The organism is Pseudomonas sp. KH_017, from assembly GCF_057840285.1.
Map to the genome: position 1 here is coordinate 4,156,150 of NZ_CM174509.1, position 20,364 is coordinate 4,176,513.

13 protein-coding genes and 1 pseudogene are annotated in these 20,364 nt (G+C 58.4%); 8 read left to right on the top strand and 6 right to left on the bottom strand.

Annotated elements, in window-relative coordinates; translation table 11 throughout:
• Positions 1-24: 24 nt before the first annotated feature.
• The 4 genes from AC3IT6_RS18900 to AC3IT6_RS18915 all read right to left on the bottom strand — a co-directional run bounded on the left by AC3IT6_RS18900 (position 25) and on the right by AC3IT6_RS18915 (position 6,965).
• Positions 25-1,854, bottom strand: a complete 1,830-nt coding sequence (locus AC3IT6_RS18900; protein WP_489351930.1) for a DUF1302 domain-containing protein — start codon at positions 1,852-1,854, stop codon at positions 25-27.
• 68 nt (positions 1,855-1,922) lie between these two features.
• Positions 1,923-3,086, bottom strand: coding sequence for a thiolase C-terminal domain-containing protein (locus AC3IT6_RS18905; protein WP_489351932.1), 1,164 nt, complete (start codon positions 3,084-3,086; stop codon positions 1,923-1,925).
• A gap of 174 nt (positions 3,087-3,260) precedes the next feature.
• Positions 3,261-5,927: a winged helix-turn-helix domain-containing protein gene (locus AC3IT6_RS18910; protein WP_489351934.1), complete on the bottom strand. Its 2,667-nt coding sequence runs from the start codon at positions 5,925-5,927 to the stop codon at positions 3,261-3,263.
• A gap of 183 nt (positions 5,928-6,110) precedes the next feature.
• The gene (locus AC3IT6_RS18915; RefSeq protein ID WP_489351936.1) at positions 6,111-6,965 is read right to left on the bottom strand and encodes a helix-turn-helix domain-containing protein; all 855 of its coding nucleotides are present in this window, start codon (positions 6,963-6,965) and stop codon (positions 6,111-6,113) included.
• 146 nt (positions 6,966-7,111) lie between these two features.
• Between AC3IT6_RS18915 and AC3IT6_RS18920 the strand changes: the two genes are divergently transcribed.
• The 7 genes and pseudogenes from AC3IT6_RS18920 to AC3IT6_RS18950 form a co-directional block, all read left to right on the top strand.
• Complete coding sequence (locus tag AC3IT6_RS18920) at positions 7,112-8,395, top strand: acyl-CoA dehydrogenase family protein (RefSeq protein ID WP_489351938.1); 1,284 nt, start codon at positions 7,112-7,114, stop codon at positions 8,393-8,395.
• A gap of 41 nt (positions 8,396-8,436) precedes the next feature.
• The gene (locus tag AC3IT6_RS18925; protein WP_489351940.1) at positions 8,437-9,567 is read left to right on the top strand and encodes a saccharopine dehydrogenase family protein; all 1,131 of its coding nucleotides are present in this window, start codon (positions 8,437-8,439) and stop codon (positions 9,565-9,567) included.
• 21 nt (positions 9,568-9,588) lie between these two features.
• Positions 9,589-11,145: a class I adenylate-forming enzyme family protein gene (locus AC3IT6_RS18930; RefSeq protein WP_489351942.1), complete on the top strand. Its 1,557-nt coding sequence runs from the start codon at positions 9,589-9,591 to the stop codon at positions 11,143-11,145.
• A gap of 55 nt (positions 11,146-11,200) precedes the next feature.
• On the top strand, positions 11,201-12,439 hold the full coding sequence (locus AC3IT6_RS18935; RefSeq protein WP_489351944.1) for a thiolase family protein: 1,239 nt from the start codon (positions 11,201-11,203) through the stop codon (positions 12,437-12,439).
• A 57-nt stretch (positions 12,440-12,496) separates the two neighbouring features.
• Positions 12,497-13,291, top strand: a complete 795-nt coding sequence (locus AC3IT6_RS18940; protein ID WP_489351946.1) for an SDR family NAD(P)-dependent oxidoreductase — start codon at positions 12,497-12,499, stop codon at positions 13,289-13,291.
• A gap of 64 nt (positions 13,292-13,355) precedes the next feature.
• Positions 13,356-13,733, top strand: a complete 378-nt coding sequence (locus AC3IT6_RS18945) for a hypothetical protein (protein ID WP_489351948.1) — start codon at positions 13,356-13,358, stop codon at positions 13,731-13,733.
• 478 nt (positions 13,734-14,211) lie between these two features.
• Positions 14,212-14,562, top strand: a pseudogene (locus tag AC3IT6_RS18950) (Arm DNA-binding domain-containing protein); the annotation flags it as partial.
• 139 nt (positions 14,563-14,701) lie between these two features.
• On the opposite strand, the gene AC3IT6_RS18955 reads toward AC3IT6_RS18950, so the two are convergent.
• Positions 14,702-15,811, bottom strand: coding sequence for an XdhC family protein (locus AC3IT6_RS18955; RefSeq protein ID WP_489351950.1), 1,110 nt, complete (start codon positions 15,809-15,811; stop codon positions 14,702-14,704).
• A 320-nt stretch (positions 15,812-16,131) separates the two neighbouring features.
• Between AC3IT6_RS18955 and AC3IT6_RS18960 the strand changes: the two genes are divergently transcribed.
• The gene (locus AC3IT6_RS18960) at positions 16,132-16,797 is read left to right on the top strand and encodes a TetR/AcrR family transcriptional regulator (protein WP_489351952.1); all 666 of its coding nucleotides are present in this window, start codon (positions 16,132-16,134) and stop codon (positions 16,795-16,797) included.
• On the opposite strand, the gene AC3IT6_RS18965 is transcribed toward AC3IT6_RS18960, so the two are convergent.
• Positions 16,791-20,360 (bottom strand): molybdopterin cofactor-binding domain-containing protein, encoded by a 3,570-nt coding sequence (locus tag AC3IT6_RS18965; protein WP_489351954.1) that lies wholly within the window; start codon positions 20,358-20,360, stop codon positions 16,791-16,793. The two genes, AC3IT6_RS18960 and AC3IT6_RS18965, sit on opposite strands and share 7 nt — an antisense overlap.
• Positions 20,361-20,364: the final 4 nt, after the last annotated feature.

The window sequence follows — 20,364 nt, forward strand, 5'->3', positions numbered from 1 at the left end:
CCTGCTATCAAGCAAAGACTTCGATCAAATGGTCGTTTTGAAGGTAAAAGTGACCATGCCCCGATCCTTGAGCTGAGGCTGAGTACCGCCGAAAGCAGTGGTCTGCCCCGGTACGCAGTTGTATTGGCCGTTGGCCCCTGGTGCGGCACCCTCGCCCTGTGCACCTGCACCACCGGCTGAGCCGCAGGTGTCGAACGGACCAAAGTTGTCCACGTACTTCAGGTCAAACCGGTACTGGTTGTGCACGTCCATGCCAACACCCACCGAGTAGCTGCCGGAGTCCTTGTTACCTCCGAGCTGAACCGACGAGTTGCCCGCAAGGCCGACGCTGTAGTTGGCCGGCAGGTACATATCGATGCCGGGGAACACCTGATACCAGGTCGGGTTGAAGTTGACGCCCAGGACGTAGTTGTCCTTAGTGACCTTGTCGACACCGCGATACCAGTCTTCGCCTTTGAACAGCTGCTTGTTCTCGGTGACGTCCAGCCAGCGGCTGTAGCCGAGTTCAACCAGCAAGGTCGAGCTGTCCCAGACCGGTGTCGCACCGAAAGTGGTCAAGCCGTTGAGCACCGCGTGCACGGTGTTGCCTCGGGCCACGCCGTTGTCACCATCAAAGCTGCTGATGAAGCCCGGCAAACCGGCAGCACCGGCTGCCGGATTGACCGTTGCCGGCACGCTGGCCAGCGGCATGTTGTGGCGATAGTTCAGGTCGAGACCGACGCTGACACCTTCGATGCTTTTCGACAGGCTGATGCCGTAGATATCGATGTCGTCGACATAGAACTGGTTGTAGCTGCCGGCATTGCCGGAGATCAGTTGCGCAGGGCCGACCGCCGTTGGCTGCAACACCAGGTTCGGCAGAATGTCGGAGGTTTTGCGGTAGTAGAAACCCAGCGTACCCTGCAGCCATTCCGGGCTCCACTTGGCCATCAGGCCGAAGTCACCCTGGTTGTCCGGGGTAAACGTATGCCCGTTGGACAGCCGTAAAAACTGGTTGGCCCCCAGTGGGCCAGGTGTGCCGAACAGCGGGTTTCGGCCGCCGATCAACGACAGGTTGTGCCCGCCATTTTGAATGCCGTCGTTGAACCCCAGATAAGTGCCCGATTCCGGCAACCGCGCGGCGTCCCAGTCCAGGAAGTACTGCGCGGCGAGAGTCAGTTCCGGGTTGACCGTGAGGCTGGTGGACAACTGATTACGCGGAATGAACAGTTCTTTGGCTTCTGTTCCCGGGACCGCCAGCGACTTGGAGATATCCAGGCCGGACTGGCCATAACTGTTGCCATGGGCAAAGGCGAGGATGCTTTCGCCCCAGTAAACGGTGTGCTTGCCGAGCTTGCCGCTGAGCAGTGATTCATCGCCGACTTCAGTGCTGCCAAACACGAAGGCATCAAGGATTTCCGAAGAAGGACCGTTGTAATACCGATCGGCGTAACCGCTTTGATGACGAGAGTCCGGCTTACCGTTGTTGAGCTGATTGGTCGAGGCGTTATCGCTGCCAATATCGTCGTAGGCGTGGTCGTACCAGGTGTTGGCGCTGACACGGAAACCGACTTTTTCTTTGTAAACCACGTCCAGTTCGGACAGCACATCCAGTCGCTGAGCAACGGGACTGCCGGAGGAGAAGTTGCGATCCCCGTCATTGTTGTTCCATGAATTGGCCAACTTACTATTGGGGGCTTCCACGCGCTGGGCGTAGTTGAACTTCAGCGTGTTGTCGAAGCGAACCGCAAAGTCTTCATTCCCCGTGTTGATCTCCACAGCCCCCACGGGCGCGATGCCCAGGCCGGTGAGAATGGCGGAGGCCAACAACCCTTTGCGAAGGTTTGCATGGCAGATCTTATTATTTTTGTTCATCTAGCTTGCCACCTGCTCTATGGTTTACGAAAAGTCATGGGGTGAATCACGGCGTAATGAGCCTCCTCTCAGGTGCGCTGCAAAAGGGTGACCGACACCGCCCGGCCCAGGGCGGTGCTATGTTGTAAAGCCGTGCGGGCACCAGCAATTTGCCTGCCGTCGGCCATGTCGCGCAGTTGCCAGACCAACTCGACCAATTGCGCCAACCCGGTGGCACCCGGGGCGTGACCACGTCCCAGCAAGCCACCCGATGGGCACACCGCATTCATCTGTCCTTTCAGGCGGTGTCCTTGCTGCACGAATCGATCGATCTCGTCATCCCGGCAAAAGCCCAGCGCGGCGCTATTGATCATGAAGTCGCCGACGCTTTGGTCGTGCAGTTCAACCACGTCGATGTCTTCCGCACCGAGGCCCGCCTGCTGATAGGCCAGTTGTGCGACTCGCCGGGTGGTCGCCTGTCCGAGCACATCCAGCACGCAACCCGATTCCTGCTCTGAAGCGCTGTCACTGCCCCTGGCACTGGCCAGCACGGTGACGTCCGCCCGAGCGCCGAAGCGCAGGGCGAAGGCTGGGGTACAGAGCAGGATGGCCGCCGCACCGCAGGCTGGCGGGCACAGATAAGGCGGGAGCCAGCCGTCGCGATCCGGCACGCGGTTCAACACGGCGTAGGGATTGAGCCCGGCCTGGACCCGTGCCCGCTCAAGCACTTGATCGAAGCTGCTTTGAGCAATGCCCATGCGTGTCAATAACCAGCTGGTTTGGGCAGCGAACAGCAGCGCCGGTTGTTGTCGACGCTCGATAAAGCCGATGGGGTTCTCACCCTGCCTGACCTTTGCCGACTCATCGCGAGCGAGATCTTTCAAACCGAAAAACTCATGATGGGAAATGCGTGCCGGAATGCACTCGACGCCAACCAACAGGACACATTCAGCCTGACCGCACAGCAGGCTATTGCGGGCCAACTGGAAAGCACTACTGGCCGACCCACAGCCATCGCCGAGGCTGAAAATCGGCACGCCCGAGTAGCCAATCTGCGACAACATCTGCTCGGCGATACCGGCTTCACCGTGTACGCAGGAAGTAAACACCTGGTCGACCAGGTCATAGTCGATCCGCGCATCGGCCAGCGCCACGCGAATGGCTTGCCCCGCCAACGCCGCATGACTGTCAGAGCCACCCAGCGGTAGAAACGGCACCATTCCTGCACCGGCGATCAGCACTCTTTCAGACATGAACCTGCTCCCACTCGTCGATACGTTGGCGCTTTTGTGGGGGTCAGACTATTGCGAAGTCGAAAAGCGAACCCCCCCATTGACTGGGGGGGCGGCTGGAAATCGATTTTTTTGGGGGACGGGGGGGGGATTGAAGGATGATCCGAACGGATCACCTCGGGTGGTGGGCTCGCATTAGCCCGCCGTCTCGAGAATTCCCAGCATGTATGCACGCGCGACAACATGCTGTCTTGTACCGGCCTGGAATTTTCCAAACAGGTTTTTCAGGTGCCACTTCACGGTTTCCTCGCCGACATTCAGCGCCAGGGCGATTTGCTTGTTGGACAGGTTGCGAGCCAATAACTGCAATACCTCGCGTTCCTTGGGCGTCAAAAGACGACTTGGGGACACGCTCAATGGGGTGGATTCCGGTCGCGCAACAGGTGCGGGCGTAGAGGTCGCCGCGAGCAAATCGACGGTATCGCGCTGGAGCGTCTGCTCCCATTTGATCAGGTCCGGATGGGTGTCCTGCACCACGCGTAACATACCGTTTTCTTGCGCGAGGCTGACAGCCTCCAGCAAATAGTCAGTGCCGCCCTGCCCGGTCGCCCTGAGTGCCAGTGCCCTGAGCAGCTTGATCTGCACGATGTCTCGCCCACGACGCAGGTATTCGGCTGTTTCGCTAACCTTGTCCAGCACCGCCAGCATAGCCTCCCAATCACGTTGGGCCAGTAAGGCATAAGCGTTGGCTACCCCGGCCAGCAAGTCCAGCTCCGGCCCCAGCAACCCTGCTCGCTCACGGGCAATAACCGGCGTAAAACTGTCCAGCCGTCGCCATAATGCCTGACAGGTATCGCTGCGTCCCTGCAAGGCATGCAGGCGTATTTGTTCTCCCAGGGAGGCAATGCAAAATCGTGGAATATTTCGCTCTTCTCCAAGGGCGAATAACGCCTCAAGCAGATCCTGCCCGCGATGCCCCTGCCCCTGGATTGAAGCCAGCCGAGCGGCGGCGAGAAAACCCTGCACGATGGCATCGGGGGACGCCAATCGTTCAACGATATCCAGCCTGTTCGCCAGCACCGTAGCGGATTCCTGAATTTCCCCCTGTTCCAGCAACACCGTCGCCAGAGCGCTCGCTAAAATGACCGCCACCGGACTGCGCCGACCGATGTCCCGTTCGGCATGCAACAGGCTGTCGTGCAACGCCGTGCGCGCCGACACCATTCGGCCCTCGTATAAATAAGCAAGACCGACCACCCACTCGCCATACCCGCGAATGGCATCAAGGCCAGGATTACCCGCGTAACGCGGTGCTCGCTGAAGGATTCGTCGGGCTTTCTCCGGTTGTCCCTGCAATAGCGTCAGCCGGGCGATCTGGCTCGCGACAATGGCTTGCACCTTGATTGAGAATGAAGGCAATCGATCGACCCAAGGCATGATGAGTTCATGCGATTGATCCGGATGGTCCGCAAAGTAGGCGGCTGCGGCGGCGATGGCGGCCGCTTCACAACGTGTCGCCTCGTCGGCGGACGGATGCTGCTTGATAGCAGCAATCAATTGCGCCGCTTCTGCCTGACGCTCTCCCAATGCTAATGTCCAGGCCGCCGCCAGGCAGATGCGTGGATGCGACAACACGTCAGCGGGGCCAAGCTCCTCGACCCACTCCAGCACCCGGCTGAACTGCCCTTGCAACATGACTTCGTACAGGCATTTGCCGATCAACGTATAGGCCGGTTGAGGCATGCCGGCCAACAGATATTGCCGGGCGGCCTGCTCCAGGAAACCGTGGTGCTCCAGCCACACAGCGCCGCGCCGGTGATAACCCTGACGTTCCTCCAACTGTAAGTCGGCAAAACGGCCGAGCAGAAATTCCCGCGCCAATGGATGGATGCGCACCCAGTCACTGTCGATACTTTCAACAAAAATCGGTGTCGAGGCACATAACTCCTTCAGCAATTCACCCGAGCGACAGTTGCCCGTCAGCGCCTCGCATAACAAGGGCTGGACCATTTCCAACAATGCAATGCCGGTCAGAAAGCGAACCTGCTCCTCCCGAAGATGTGCGAGCAAACTGTCGACGAAATAACGCTGGATATCACCCAGACAAGTCGACAACTCTTCGACTGCCGCACTCCGATTCGGGCTCTTCTCCAACGCCGAAATCGCTAATTGCAGGCCAAGCGGCCAGCCTTCGGTTATCTCGTGCAGTCGCACGCAGAGGTCGGCATCAACCCTTGTGCCGAAACGGTCATTGAGGATGGCGATCGCCTCTTCCACATTCAGTCGTAAAGCCGCAGTCATGATCGTCGTGAAAAGCCCTCTTGCCACGAGGTCCGCCACCTGCAGATTCAACCGTGTGCGAGAGGCCATGATGATGCGCAAATTGGCCGGCGCGTTGTGCAACAGGTACGTCAGGGAGTAACGGATCGTCAGCTCGGGCAGGGTATCCACTTCATCCAGAATCAATACGGTTTCGCTACCCAGATCAGCCACTTCCGCCAACCACTGCGTCAGCCCTTCCTGTTCGTCACGCCCCAGTCCCGCAATAGGCTCGAATGCGCGGGCAAACGACGGCCGACCGCTACCAATTGCCATGGCAGCTCCCAGCCCCTGGACAAAACGAGCACCATCATCCTGTGCATCCAGCGTCATCCAGGCCACCACGGCGCCGTGAGACAAACATTCACGGCGCCATTGGGTCAGCAGAAAGGTTTTGCCGAAGCCTGCCGGCGCTTGAACGGCGATCACCACTTTGTCTGTCAGTTCCTGGGTATGGATACCCAGGCGGTTTCGCATCCGTGCTGATTTCTGACTGCGCGGCGGTGTCGTTTTGAGGATCAGTTGGGGCTCTATGCAATCCATTTCTTTCAGACCCTGGTGGTTGAGAGACGCTTACCCAAGGAGCGTCTGAAGGTCGCTGGATACAGTTCCAAACGGTCGAACACTACCATGGAATAGTCCGGGGGTTTGAACCCCGGTGCAATCCAACGCAAGCCGCTTGCGTACTTTCGGTGGAGTGACCTGCTCGCCACGCCAAAGCATCCGTTACCTTCCAGCCAGGGCTCTGTATTCGGCCGGCGTACTGGCGTGCGCAACCTTGAACGCTGCAGTCAGGTGGCTCTGAGAGCTGAAACCACACTCCAGTGCCACATGCAAAATAGGCAGATCGGTCTGCATGAGCAGATCACGTGCATGTTCCAGTCGTAGATTCATCACATAGCGATGGGGCGGCATACCCATGGCGCGCTGGAACAGCCGTCGGAAATGAGCCGGGCTGACACCCGCCTGGCCAGCCAGCGTGCTGATCGAGAGTTCCTGCCCAAGATTCTCGCGAATGAAGACCAGTACTGTATGCAGGCGCGCCAGATGAATATGCGGCGGATAAATACCTCTGCTCGCGTCAACTCGTAGCGCACGATACACCTGCTCAAGCATGACCATGGCCAACCTTGCCATGAACCCCTGATCAGCCCCTTTCCCAAGACTTAGCTCATCCATCAATTGCCGGGCCGCTACGCTCACCAAACCATCACTGACGGGCAATGGTGCCTGCGCGCCAGCGCATATCTCACGCAATTGTCGAAACACGCCATCAGTGCGCTCGGGCAAATAAAAAACCGCGAAATCAATGCTGCCGGAATAGTGCCATTGAGTGGCACAACCTGCAGGCAGCAGCATTGACAAGCGGGGCATCGATGTTGAGCGCAACTCGCCCCCTGCTCCCTCATCCGCCCGCGAGCCACCGAACTGGGTCAACAGGGCCATGAAGTCAACTGGCGGGACGGATAGATCAGTTTTATGCAGGAAGTAGCGCTCCGCATACAAGGGGATTTCACTGCACACCAAGCCGCCCAGCAAGGGCAATCCCAGTGTTTCATGGACCTGTTGTTGCGGATTCATGGGCATCTCGGGATGAGCATATTTTGACAAATATGACCGCTTTTCAGGTGAGTTGTCGATGCCGGGAGGAACAATAATCAACCGAATTTCCGCCGCTCGCATAAGTGCGAGGCAGATCGATCACAACTCCAGGTGAGGCCTTCACAATGATCACATTGCACGAAACCCTGCGATTGCCTGCCGTCGGTCTGACTGGCTTTGAAACGCCGCTGACTGAAGAAGAGCGCGCCATACAGCAGACGGTGCATCAGTTTGCCAAGCACGTACTACGTCCCATCGGCCGGGAGCTCGACAAAATGAGTGCCGCCGACGTGTGCGCACCAGGTTCGCCATTCTGGTCGGTGTTTCAAGAGGCCGCCAAGCTCGGTATCGAGCCAACTTTCTTCTCTCAGTTCGAACCCCAGACCGCTGTTCGTCTTGAGTCACTGATCGGCGAGGAAATGGGCTGGGGCGATGCCGGCCTGGGGATTTCACTGGTTGTCTGCGGTGCTCCCTTGCAGATGGCCATGGCCGCCGGTAATCAGGAGCTCGTAGAGCTCTGCGCGGGCAAGATCGGCTGCTGGATGGTTACTCATCCGGACAAAGGCAGCGATCTGATGATCTACGACATGAAGCGCGAATGGCCGCCCGGGCAGGAAGGCAACAAGGGCAGCCTCTGCGCCAAAGTCGGCAAGGACGAGATCGTTATCAATGGCCAATGTTCGGCCTGGGTTTCAAACGGTGCCGTGGCGCAAGTCGCGCTGGCTCACATGACCGCTGACTATGGTGACGGCTACTTCGATGCCGATGGCCGACCCCACGGCGTAGCTGTGATCATCCCGCTCGACCTGCCCGGTATTTCACGCGGCAAGCCGCTGGACAAAATCGGTCAACGCGCCCTGCCACAGGGTGAAATCTATTTCAGCAACGTGAAAATACCACGCCGCTTTGCCGTCGCCCTGAAAGATCAATATTACGGCAACCAATCCTCGGCCTGGTCCTACGCCGGTACGCACATGTCGCAGGTGTTCACCGGCGTCGCCCGCTCGGCCTTCGAAATGGCTTTGCAGTATTGCCATGAACGTAAACAGGGCGGCCAATTGCTGATCGACCATCAGCTCACACGCTACCGCCTGGGCGACATGATGCGACGCGTCGAACTGGCGCGCGGCGTCGCACGGCGGTCACTGGCCTATGCGCGTTTGTCGCCGTGCGCGCACCCCTACGCGACAGCTTCAGCAAAGGTGACGGTCACCGAAGAGTGCATGAAGGTTGCCAGCGAGGCGCTGCAGCTGTTCGGTGGCGCGGGCACTTCACGTGAATACCCGATTGAAAAGATCTTCCGCGATGCCCGCTCTGCACTGATCGAGGATGGTGAGAACACCATCATCACGATGCGCGTTGGCCTCTTGTGCCAACAGCTCTATGCCGAAGGTTGGTCACAGAATTGATGTTTGCAGTTATCCAATAACCAAAAACAAGAGACGCAAAAATGGCTAAATTCCCCGTAGTTGTCTATGGCGCCAGTGGCTACACCGGCATGCTGACCATGGATTGGCTGATCGACCAGAACATCCCGTTCACCGCCGTAGCGCGCAATGCCAAGCGCGCACAGGAAATGATGGCGCAACGTGTGGTACGCCTGGAGTCCGCGACCTATGAAATCATTGAGGCCGAGCACAACGTCGAGTCGCTGAGCGCCGCCTTCAAGGGGGCCAAGGTGGTCTGCAACACCGTTGGCCCCTTCGTCAACTTCGGTCTGACCACCGTCGAGGCCGCGCTCAAGGCCGGCTGCCACCACATAGATACCACCGGCGAGCAAAGCTATGTTCGTCAGGTTCGCGAGCAATTTGGTGAACTCTATCGTCAGGCTGGCTTACTGGTTTCGCCATCGCTGTCCTACATGTTCAGCTTCTCCGAGATCGCCGCCGAACTGGCGCTGGAAACCCCCGGCATCGACGTGCTGGAAACCGCCGCCCTGTGCCGCGGCCCGCGTGATGTCGCCGGGGTCAGCCTGGGCTCGGCGGCCTCGATTTTCGAATTGTTCCACAGGGAGCAGTTCTACCTGTGGGAAAACAAGCTGGTGCAGCACCCCGCCACCGCTTCGTTCAACATTGTCGACCCCAACTTCATGCAGCCGGTTTTCTCTCTGCCTTGGGGAGGAACCTCGCTGCCGATTTACTTCGAGCATGATCCGCGCGTGCGCGCCTGCACCTCCGCGGTCGGTTTCTACGACAACAATGTGATGCCGATGGTGCATGGTCTGAGCCAGAAGTGGGAAGCGGAATACAAGCACTTGTCCAAGGAGCAGCAGGACGCGGTGGTGAGGAGCCTGGTAGAAGCCACCACGCCGAGCATGCCGCCCCGCGAACGCACCACCTTGCAACGTAGCGTCGACATCGCTATCGGCCGCGGTCACCTGGCCGCCGTGCGCGCTACCGTGCATGGCGTCACACCCTATATTTCCACCGGTGCCCTACAGGCCGCGGCGGCGGTCAAGCTGCTCGACGGCGACACCAACAAGGTCGGCTTCGCTTCCGGTTCCAAGGCTTTTGGACACCGCTATCTGCTCGGCTTCCTGGAAGAGCGCGGCCTGGCCCGTGCCACCGTTACCAAACTCTGATTACCGGCACAGGAACCACTTATGGCCATCATCGACTTTTACGATCGCGGCTGGGGCATCAACCCTGCCGGGGTCGCCTACATCCAAGGCGAGCGCTCTTACACCTTCAACGAAATCGGCGAGCTCTCGTGTCGCATCGCCAACAAATTGCTCGCACTGGGCTTGCCGAAGGAAACCAAGGGGGCCGTCTGGTCAGGTAACGACGTCACCGCCTGGGCCTGCACACTGGGTCTATGGCGCGCCAACATGACCTGGATTCCAGTCAACGCGCGCAACTCGAGCGAAGAGAATCACTACATCCTCGATGCATTCGACTGCGAGGTGATGTTCTACCAGAACGACTTCGCGCAAATCATCACCGAGCTACGGCCCAAGCTGCCGAAGATCAAGCACTGGATCTGTATCGATGCCGACGCTGTCGATGCACCTTCGCTGGAGCTATGGAGTGCCGGCCAGCCGGCGAGCCGTCCCGAAGTCGCCTATGACATGGACGACGTGGTGGCGGTCTCACCCACGGGTGGCACTACGGGCACGCCAAAGGGAGTGATGAACACCCACCGCAGCCTGCAGACGTTCATCGCCCACTTCATGCTGACCTGTGCTTATCGCAATGGTGAAAAGCCGGTGAATATGGCCGCCGCACCGATGACCCACACTGCCGGCCTGTTGTCCGTACCCTGCACGGCGCAAGGTGGCACTGTAGTAGTTATTACCAAACCTGATCCGGCATTGATGTTGAACGCCATTGCGCAGCACAAGGTCAGCGAGCTCTTTCTGCCGCCAACGGTGATCTACAGGCTGTTGGAAATTCCCGGTATCGAGACGCTGGATTTCTCCTCGGTGAAGTACCTGATGTACGGCGCGGCTCCCATGTCGGTAGACAAGCTGAAGAAAGCTATCGAGATTTTCGGTCCGGTCATGACCGGCGGCTATGGTCAGACCGAAGCACCGGCCAGCATCGCCAACTTTCGTCCCGACGAACATCTGGTGGGTGACCAATTCGCCGACGACGAACGCCTGTCCTCGGTCGGCCGCCCTAACCCGCTGGTCCGCGTCGAAGTGATGAGCGACACCCACCAGATCCTGCCGCGCGGTGAAACCGGTGAAATATGCGTGCGCGGCGACCTGATCATGAAGGGTTACTACAAGCAGCCGGAGAAGACCGCCGAGACCATCATCGACGGTTGGCTGCATACCGGCGACATCGGCCATATCGATGCCGAAGGCTATCTGCACCTCACCGATCGCAAAAAGGACATGATTATTTCCGGCGGTTTCAACGTCTATCCCAGCCAGGTCGAGCAAGTGTTGTGGGGACATCCGGCCGTTCAGGACTGCGCCGTGATTGGCGTGCCCGATGAGAAATGGGGCGAGGCCGTCAAGGCCGTGGTCGAGCTCAACCCAGGCCAGGAAACCACAGAGCAGGAGCTTATCGAGCTGTGCAAAGTCAAGCTGGGGAGCGTGATGGCACCGAAGTCTGTCGACTTCACTACCAGCCTGCCACGCAGTCCGGTGGGCAAGGTGCTGAAAAAAGAACTGCGTCAGCCGTATTGGGAAAACGCAGCTCGCAAGATCTGACACAACCGGAGGGGTGCGAACTGGACACCGACCAACTGAATATAAGGAATTTTCAATGAGCAATATCTATATCGCCGGCATCGCCATGACCGTCTTCGGTCGCCACACCGAACGCAGCCTCGACGACTTGGCACGCGAGGCATTCCATGGCGCATTGAAGGACGCCCACTGCACTGCCGCCGATCTCGATATCGCATTTTATGCCGGCATGACCAATGGCCCATTGCAAGGCCAGCTCTCGATCCCCGGTCAAGTCGTGTTCAGCAAGATCGGTATTCAAGGCATTCCTATCTATAACGTCGAGAATGCCTGCGCTTCGGGTAGCTCAGCCTTCAATCTGGCCGTGCAAAGTCTCAAGGCCGGTACGGCCAGTATCGCGCTGGCGTTGGGTGCGGAAAAGATGAACATCCCGGATAAACTGAAAGCCCTCTCGCTGTTCGAGGCTGGATGGGATGTTTCTCGCGCCGAAGAGAATTATCAGACGCTGGTGAAAATGGGCGAAGGCGTGGTGCCGCCCGCCGGGTCGGAATCGGACAAGCCTTACAGTAAGTTCATGGCCATCTATGCCGCATTATGCCGCCAGCATATGAAAACCTACGGCACCACGCAGCGGCAGATCGCAGCGGTGTCGGCGAAAAACCACACCCACTCGGTCCATAACCCCTACTCGCAATTTCGCAAAGCCTTCGGTATCGACGAAATCCTTGCCGCCCCTCCGATCACCTACCCGCTCACCCTGCCAATGTGCGCGCCGCTGTCGGACGGCGCAGCAGCAGCCATCCTGTGCACCGAGGAAGGACTCGCACGCATCGGTGCCGACAGAAGCCGCTGCATCAAGATAGCGGCCAGCGTCATCCGTAGCTTCAGCCATCGCCGGCTCGATCAGCCGGAACTGAACGTCAGTCACCTGGCAGCTAACCAGGCCTATGAACAGGCGGGCCTGGGGCCGCAAGACATGCATGTCGCCGAAGTCCATGACGCCTCGGCGATGGGCGAAATCATTCAGGTCGAAAACCTGGGCCTGGTCCCGTTCGGTCAGGGCGGACCTGCGGCTGAACGTGGCGAATTCACGCTGGGCGGGCGCATCCCGGTCAATACCTCAGGTGGCCTGGAATCGAAAGGCCATCCACTCGGCGCTACCGGGATCGGACAACTCTACGAACTTGTGACGCAACTGCGCGGAGAGGCTGGCGCACGCCAGGTATATGGCGCACGCCATGCAATCCAGGAGAACGGCGGCGGTTTGCAGGGTATTGAGGAGGCAGCCGTCGCGATCCACATTCTCAGCAAATAGTTCTTGTCAGAAAAATTTGTAGTGGCCAAACCAATCAAAACAAGAAGGATAAAAAACATGTTCCAAAACAAAGTAGTCGTCATCACCGGCGCAGGATCAGGCATTGGTCGGGAGTTGGCTATCCAGATGGTGGAAGCTGGCGCGCATGTCGCCCTGTCGGACATCAACCAGATTGGTCTCGACAAAACCATGAAGCTATTGCCTGACGCCAGCAAAGCGAAAGGTTACCTCCTGGACGTATCGTCCTGGGACGCCTTCCAGGCTCATGCCGACGAGGTGAAACGAGATTTTGGCACGGCGCACTTCGTCATCAATAACGCAGGTGCCGCAGTCATCGGGACAGTTGCCAACACCTCCATCGATGAGTACGAGTGGCAACTCGGTATCAACATGTGGGGCGTGTTGTACGGTACCAAAGCGTTCCTGCCGATGATGCAGGCCCAGCGAGAGGGCTGCATCGTCAACATTTCCAGCGTATTTGGCCTGGTGGGTTTCCCGATGCAAAGCGCTTACAACATGTCGAAGTTCGCCGTACGTGGTCTGACCGAAGCATTATGGTCTGAACTCGATGGTAGCGGTGTACGCGCCGTGTGTGTGCACCCCGGAGGAATTCGAACCAATATCGAGAAGTCCGGACGACGTTGTAAAGCCGCCGGCAAAACAGAAGAAAGGTTCACGGCACTCGCAGACAAGATGCTACTGACGCCAGCGGCGGATTGTGCCGGCGACATCATCAAGGGGCTCCGCAACGGAACCAAACGCATTATCACAGGGAACAAGTCGAGCACCTTGTTCTGGATGAGCAGGCTGTTCCCCAATAGCTATCCGGCATTACTCAAGCTGCTTGGCTGAGACCCAAAAGCTACAGGATGTCTCTGCGTGATGCGAGGCGTCACCACCTCTCAGGAACAACCCCATGACCGACAGTTATACCCGCAAGCTGTTTATTTCTGCCGCTTGTTTCAACGTACTCGCGGGCCTTCCACTACTCGTAGCCCTACAACCCGTAGCTGCACTGTTGGGGCTGCAAATTACCCCTACCTCAACCCTCTTCATTCAACTCACCACGTGCCTGGTTATCGTATTCGGCTGGGCCTATTGGATGATCGCTCGCGATCCGCTGCAGTATCGTCCCTATATCCTGCTCGGGGTAATCCTGAAAGTACTGTTTGTTGTGGTGGTTTATGGTCACTGGCTGGCGGGCAGCATACCCTGGCCATTGCCAGTAGTGGCATCGGGTGACATCGTCTATGCATTACTGTTCTGGCGTTATTTCCAGCGTGCTGAGCGTTGAACTACGTAGTAAAAAGAACACACCGATAAGCAAGTGACCGAAAAGCAGCTTCCTTTTGTGTAGGTAGCTGCGAGACTTGCCCCGTGATCCACATCGACGCCATCTGGCTGGTCGCCGTGCCGATGGATATGCGATCCGGAACCGAGAAAGCTTTCGCCCATCTCCTCCGAAAGAAGTGAGGATTCCACCGAGAGCCAGTCGTTCTGTAGGGGTAAAAACGCCTAAAAATAAAAAGGGGTCGCGAGATAAAATCTCGCAACCCCTTGATTTATATGGTCGGAACGGAGTGATTCGAACACTCGACCCCTAGCACCCCATCTCCTTTTTCATACGTCTTGAAAGCTTCGAAAATCCTCCTCTGGATTTTCACAAGCGAGTATTTACTTGAGCTCCAGCGGTGTTCGGCGCTACGAGAGTCCAGGAACGTCCATCAAGAGCCGACGTTTTTGTGGGGGGAAAAGTAGGGGTAACCCATTTCATGGCCAAAATTACCATCAAAGAACTCGAGTCGCTGACCGCCAACGATGCCGGCCACATCCTCAGGGAGGATGGCAATCTCGCCGGTCGAATCTCCGTGCGTAAGGACGGTGTGTCGGTCAGCTTTTTCTATCGGTATCGCTGGGGCGAGCAGAACAAAGAGTACGCCTGCGGAACCTGGCCACGCAAATTCCTGACCGACATCCGCAAGACACGTAACCAGGCCCGAGCACTTATCGATGAACAGATCAATCCCAACGAACACAAGAAAACCGCCAAGGCACAGGCATAAGCCGCGGCTAACGTGGAGGCCGAACAAATAAAAACGGCGGTACAGAGGACACAGCAGGTGATCTGCCAGTTTAGAAAGCCTGAACCGCAAAACTGCACAAGTCCCTGTAGCCGCTACGCTTCCATTTTCGCCTGCAGGCCGCCCACCGCTGGAGAGCGGGTTGGCTCACAAGCTTGGTGAATGGTGGTCTTGCGGTATTTCAGCATGCCGCCACTGCGTTCATTATGAGGTAGGCCGTGATCTCGCCAACAATGGCCAAGGCCACGCTCGCCGGGGTATCGCCCCCCAAATCCAACCCAATCGGATAATGAAGCCCGGGCACAACTTCTGGCGAACGGGCCGATGCGCCCATCTCATCAAGCAGTCGTTCTGTTCGCTCTCGAGGACCCAACTGCCCGACATAGGCGGGAGAACATTGCAAAACGTTTTCCAGCCAATACCGATCTTGTCGATAGCTGTGGGTCATGATCACCACTGCGGCACCGTCGACAGCACTGGATAAGTTAAAGGGCTCGTTGATAGGCGCAACAATGACGTGGTTTGCTCCAGGGAACCGTTCCGGGCGAGCAAAGTGCGCACGCCCGTCCACCACCGTGACATGCCAGTTCAAATCCCTGGCGAACTGCACCAAAGGATGGGCGTCATGACCCGCGCCAAAGATCATCAGTCGACGCTGTGGCGCGATGTATTCAAGAAAGACCTCGACTTCATCGGCTCCGCTTCCGTAAATCATCAACTGAGACTTCTTGCGCGCAAGGGTACTGCGCAAATCACCCTGCAGGGTGTGTTGAAGCGCTTGGCACTGGATGCCCTCACACGCGTTCATAAAGGCGTTCAGTCCCATTCGAGCACCGACTCGCACACGGTTTTTTCGACCCGCCGAGATGACCGTTGCCAGTGCTGCCGGTTGACCGGTGGCCTTCACCTGTTGCAGCACATCGAGCAACAGACTCTGCTTGCCGGCATCATGGCGCTCCAGGAGTACATGCACGGTACCGTTGCAGCCCAGACCAAACGTCAGCGCCGCGTCTTCATCATCGGCGTCCTCATCTTCCTTGGCTGCAGTGCTGTAACGACGAACCACTGCGCCACCGGACTCGGTTAACCACCAGGCCTTCCTGGCCAATTCCTGTTCCAGACAACCACCGCTTATAGTTCCGACTGTCTGGCCAAAAAGCGGAATCAGCATCCTCGCACCCGGACGCCGATAGGCCGAGCCCTCGACCTTGACGACCGTGGCGAGTACAGCATCGATCTTTGTGCTGCTGGCTTGATCCAATGCATCGAGCAAGGCGTACAAATCAGACATGGTCACTCCCGGGTCAAATTCAGTTGATTGCTGCGCATCGTCTTCAAGTGATCGCCCCTAGTTTGCGGGGAAAAACAGCGTTGCCAACAACCCGCCGAACGCAGTGAACGGGAGTACTATTCATTCCCTTGCATTCGTCGAAGAACAATGCGCCATCGATCTATCGATCTAATGCATACGGTGTACGAGAAAACCCGGGGCGCCCAAATAAACCCTTTGGCCGGAGTGCCCAGTTCAGAGATCGGTGGCGCACTACCACGGAATGTCATGTCATTTCCTAGCCATAAATATCGCTACGCATAATCGTCAAGGGCAACAGCGTGAACAAAAAAACAGGTATCAGAGCCCAGCAGGCCGACCAGACCAAGGCTCGTATTCTCAAAGCCGCGGTCAAGATCTTCACCCGTGATGGTTATGCGGGCGGGCGGATCGAACAGATTTCCAGTGAAGCCGATTCCAATGACCGGATGATCTATTACTATTTCGGCAGCAAGGAAAACCTCTTTGTACGGGTGCTTGAACACACTTATGAAGCATTCAACCAAGCCGAAAGCATGCTACACCCGGACCTTTCGAACCCCGTGCAGGCCTTGCGTGATCGGGTAGCATTCGTCTGGCATTACTACGTAAAGCATCCGGAATTCGTCGCTATCCTCAATATCGAAAACCTGCACGAGGGCACGCACGCCAGACAGTCCAGTGAGCTTCGTCGCTTGTCCAGCACCACGCTGGGCGTGATCACACCGATCATCGAAGCGGGTCAGCGGCAGGGGGTGTTTCGCCAGGACATCGACATCAATCACGTCTACTTGATGATCGCCTCGCTCTGCTACTTCTATAACTCCAACCGGTACACCCTCACCTCATTTCTTGGTCAAGATCTGGCGGATCAAGGCCAGCAGCAGGACTGGTTGGCGTTCATCAGCGATCTGGTGGTGCGCGGCGTGCTGACACTGCCTGTGCCTCGGTTACCCGCTGATCAATGAGTGCCGGGATTGGCCCGCAAGTGCGCGACCTTCTGCTCCAGCCCTTGCCATGCAGGTTCAGCTGAGGCGAAGCGATTGCGCAGATAGGCCGTCAGTTCGGCGATCTGCCTGTTGGACAGGCTGTCCTTGAAACCTGGCATATAACCAAGGTCCGGCGTCGCCGGGTTGGAGATGCCTTGCAAAATGACCTTCAGCAGGTTGTCTGGCAGAGCACTGTGAAGGTTGGTGTTAGTCGCCAACGAGGGGCTGACACCAAACAATTTCGGCCCAAGACCATCGGCGTGACAGCCTTGGCAGGAACCTTCAAACACCCGCCGACCATTGCTCAACGACACCTCTGTGATGCTGGGTTGCGCTACGGTTTCGGTGCTTGAGCGGGTCTGTGCTTGCGCCGCTCCATCGAGCGACGCGAGGTAAACCGCCATCGCCCGTATGTCTGTTTTGGGCAGCTTCGCCAATTCACTCACCACTGGCCCCATGGGTCCCGCCGCGATACCGTGGGCATCGGAATAACCACTGCTCAGGTAGGTGAACAGTTGGTCTTCGGTCCACGGCGTAGGCGACTTGGATAAGCCATTGAGCGCAGGGGCTTCCCAGCCATCGACCATGCCGCCCGCCAGGAAATTTTTACCGCCCTTCTCCGCCCCCATCAGGTTGCGCGGTGAATGACAGGCCGCGCAGTGACCCAGCCCATTGACCAGGTAGGCGCCGCGATTCCACTGCTCGCTGCGTTGCGGCTGCACCTGGATTTCACCCTTGCGCAGGAATAAAGCGTTCCAACCCGCCATCAGCGGCCGCATGTTGAACGGGAACTGCATGTCGTTAACCTTGGCTGGCTGGCTCACCGGGGACTGAGACATCAGGTACGCGTAAAGTGCCTGCATATCGGCATCATTGATGTTTCTGAAGGCAGTGTAAGGAAATGCCGGATACAGATTCCTGCCATCGCGACTGATGCCATCGCGCATGGCCCGCTCGAACGCAGGATAGGACCAATTGCCAATCCCGGTTGTCGGGTCAGGTGTGATGTTGCTGCTGTACAGCGTTCCGAAAGGCGTCTGCATGGCCAACCCGCCCGCATTGGTCGCGCCGCCTGGCGCTGTGTGGCACACCGCGCAATCGCCAACTGCCGCCAGCAAACGCCCTCGCTCCAGCGTCGCCGCAGACCAGGTGCCGGCACTGGGTGGCGTGATCGGTGCGATTTCTGCACGCCAGGGCAAAGCCGTGGCAGCAACGCCAAGTATCGCGCCGAACGCTGCGAACAATGAGCCAAACATCCATTTCGAGCGCTTGGCCTTTGGCGAATCAGGGGGATTGGCATTCGCTTCGTCCGCCGAGCCTTTGAGCGCGGCCAGCACACGCTCAGCGGTGATCGGTAGTTCACGAAAGCGAATCCCGGTGGCGTCGTAGATCGCATTGGCTATCGCTGCCGCGCTCGGCACTGCCGCCGACTCACCCGCCCCCATGGGTGCTTCGTTCTGGCGCGGCATCATCAGCACATCGATTTCCGGTACCTGGGGGAATGTCAGGATCGGGTAGCCGCCCCATTCCTTGCTGGCAACGGTGGACTCTTCAAAGGTCACGCGCTCCTTGAGCACGCGACTGGTGGACTGAATCACATTGCCGTGAATCTGATGTTGCACGCCGGCCGGGTTGATCATCATCCCGGCGTCATGACCGATCACGACCCGTGTGACTGACACTTCACCGCTGCGCTTGTCCACCGCCACGTCCGCGACCCACGCTGCCCACGCAGCGCCAAAACCTGGAAATTTGCTGTGAATGTAACGGGCATAGGCAAAACCACGGCCGCGCAGGATGTTGTCTTGTTCCGGGATTTGCATCGGCTGCGTACGCGGCGTCCATTCGGCGCGGGCAGCCGTGGCCTTGACCAGATCCGAGGCGCGCTCATCATTCAGATAACGCAAGCGGTATTCGACAGGGTCGACGCCCGCGGCAAAGGCCAATTCATCGATATATGACTCATGGGCGAACGTATTGGGCAGCGCCGACACGCCCCGCATCCACGAAGCCCGGACAATGGGTGCCATGTCATTTACGCTCACGCGCATGTGTTCAAAATCATACGGAGGGATCGAAGTGCGGTCGCCCATTTCGAACATCGCCGCTACCGGTTCGACACGCCCTGTCAGCAGCAGTGCCAGGGTCGGCGCACCGTTGGACGGGTAGCTGGTCTGGAAATCGTAACCGGCCACACTACCATCGGCGTTGATGCCTCCATCGACTTCCATCAGTTGCGCCGTGCCTTTGGGCTCCCAGACATGCTCCTGCTCCCGGGTCAGTTGCACCCGTACCGGCAGGCCGACGGCCCGGGACAGTAACACCGCATCGGCGCAGACGTCGTCGGCGCAATTACGCCCGTAACAACCTGCCGCTTCCATGCGGATGATCTCGATCCGCTCTTCCGGATACTCCAACAGCCATGCCAGGTCAGCGCGCAGTAAATGCGGGTTTTGCGTGCCGGACCAGACGCGAATGCCGTCCTCGTGATAGTCCGCCAGCCCGCATGACGGGCCGATGGAGGCGTGAAGCTGATACGGCCACAGGTAGGTGCGGGCCATGCGCTCGCTGGCCTGCTCCAAGGCTTGCTCAACATTGCCCTTGTCCAGCACGACGCGCTGCACCCGGGGGTTGTCGCGAATGGCCTGCGCGATGTCACCCATGTTCGGCAGTTTGTGGTTCCAGGCTTTCCAGGTGACCTTCAGCGCCTGGGCGGCCTTCGCGGCCTGCTCTTCACGCAGGGCGACCACGCCGACAAAATCGCGAATCACCACCACCCGCACGATGCCGGGAATGTGCGCGATGGAAGACTCGTCCACCTCCAGCAGGCTTTTGCCGACGAAATCACCGCTGTCGAGCCCGGCGTAAGGTGGGCGAATCACCCGGCCATGAAGCATGTTCGGCAGCCGCATGTCATGCACGTAGGTCAGCTCACCGGTGGCTTTGCCCGGAATGTCCACCCGCGCTGCGCCCTTGCCCACCAGCCGATAATCTTCCAGACGCTTGAGCGGCGCATCGCCGGAAATCGTCAACTGGTCACGCTCGCCCTCCACCAGTTCGGCAAGCGTTAGCTGGCGACCGTCTTCGCTGCTGATTACCCCGCTGTTTATCCGTAAGGTGTCAGCCGCAACGGCAAAACGCCGGGCCGCCCGTGCCAGCAAAAATCGCCGGGCTTCAGCCGCCGCGTTACGCAAGGGGATGGCCGAAATCTGGATGGTCGCACTGGCGATGGTTGCGCCCTGGTTCGGCGCGCTATCGGTATCGCCAAGGACCATACAGACTTGATCCAGCGCCAGGTCCAGCTCTTCGGCGACGATTTGTGCCAGCGAAGTACGGATCCCGGTGCCCAGATCCACGTGGCCGTTGAACCCATAGACCTTGCCGTCGTCGTTGACCGCAATGAACAACGCCAGCTCCTGGGGTTTGATCAAGGGTACGCCACCTTTGGCCACAGGACCGGAGGGTGGCTGGATCTGATCGACGATCAACAAGACGCCGGACTTGGTCAACAGCTGAGCACGGGTGAGCGTTGCATGGGTCATGGTC

Coding starts and splice junctions, on each gene's coding strand:
- AC3IT6_RS18935 (WP_489351944.1), top strand. CDS start 11,201: ATGAGCAATATCTATATCGCCGGCATCGCCATGACCGTCTTCGGTCGC.
- AC3IT6_RS18925 (WP_489351940.1), top strand. CDS start 8,437: ATGGCTAAATTCCCCGTAGTTGTCTATGGCGCCAGTGGCTACACCGGC.
- AC3IT6_RS18910 (WP_489351934.1), bottom strand. CDS start 5,927: ATGGATTGCATAGAGCCCCAACTGATCCTCAAAACGACACCGCCGCGC.
- AC3IT6_RS18920 (WP_489351938.1), top strand. CDS start 7,112: ATGATCACATTGCACGAAACCCTGCGATTGCCTGCCGTCGGTCTGACT.
- AC3IT6_RS18915 (WP_489351936.1), bottom strand. CDS start 6,965: ATGAATCCGCAACAACAGGTCCATGAAACACTGGGATTGCCCTTGCTG.
- AC3IT6_RS18965 (WP_489351954.1), bottom strand. CDS start 20,360: ATGACCCATGCAACGCTCACCCGTGCTCAGCTGTTGACCAAGTCCGGC.
- AC3IT6_RS18930 (WP_489351942.1), top strand. CDS start 9,589: ATGGCCATCATCGACTTTTACGATCGCGGCTGGGGCATCAACCCTGCC.
- AC3IT6_RS18955 (WP_489351950.1), bottom strand. CDS start 15,811: ATGTCTGATTTGTACGCCTTGCTCGATGCATTGGATCAAGCCAGCAGC.
- AC3IT6_RS18905 (WP_489351932.1), bottom strand. CDS start 3,086: ATGTCTGAAAGAGTGCTGATCGCCGGTGCAGGAATGGTGCCGTTTCTA.
- AC3IT6_RS18940 (WP_489351946.1), top strand. CDS start 12,497: ATGTTCCAAAACAAAGTAGTCGTCATCACCGGCGCAGGATCAGGCATT.
- AC3IT6_RS18900 (WP_489351930.1), bottom strand. CDS start 1,854: ATGAACAAAAATAATAAGATCTGCCATGCAAACCTTCGCAAAGGGTTG.
- AC3IT6_RS18945 (WP_489351948.1), top strand. CDS start 13,356: ATGACCGACAGTTATACCCGCAAGCTGTTTATTTCTGCCGCTTGTTTC.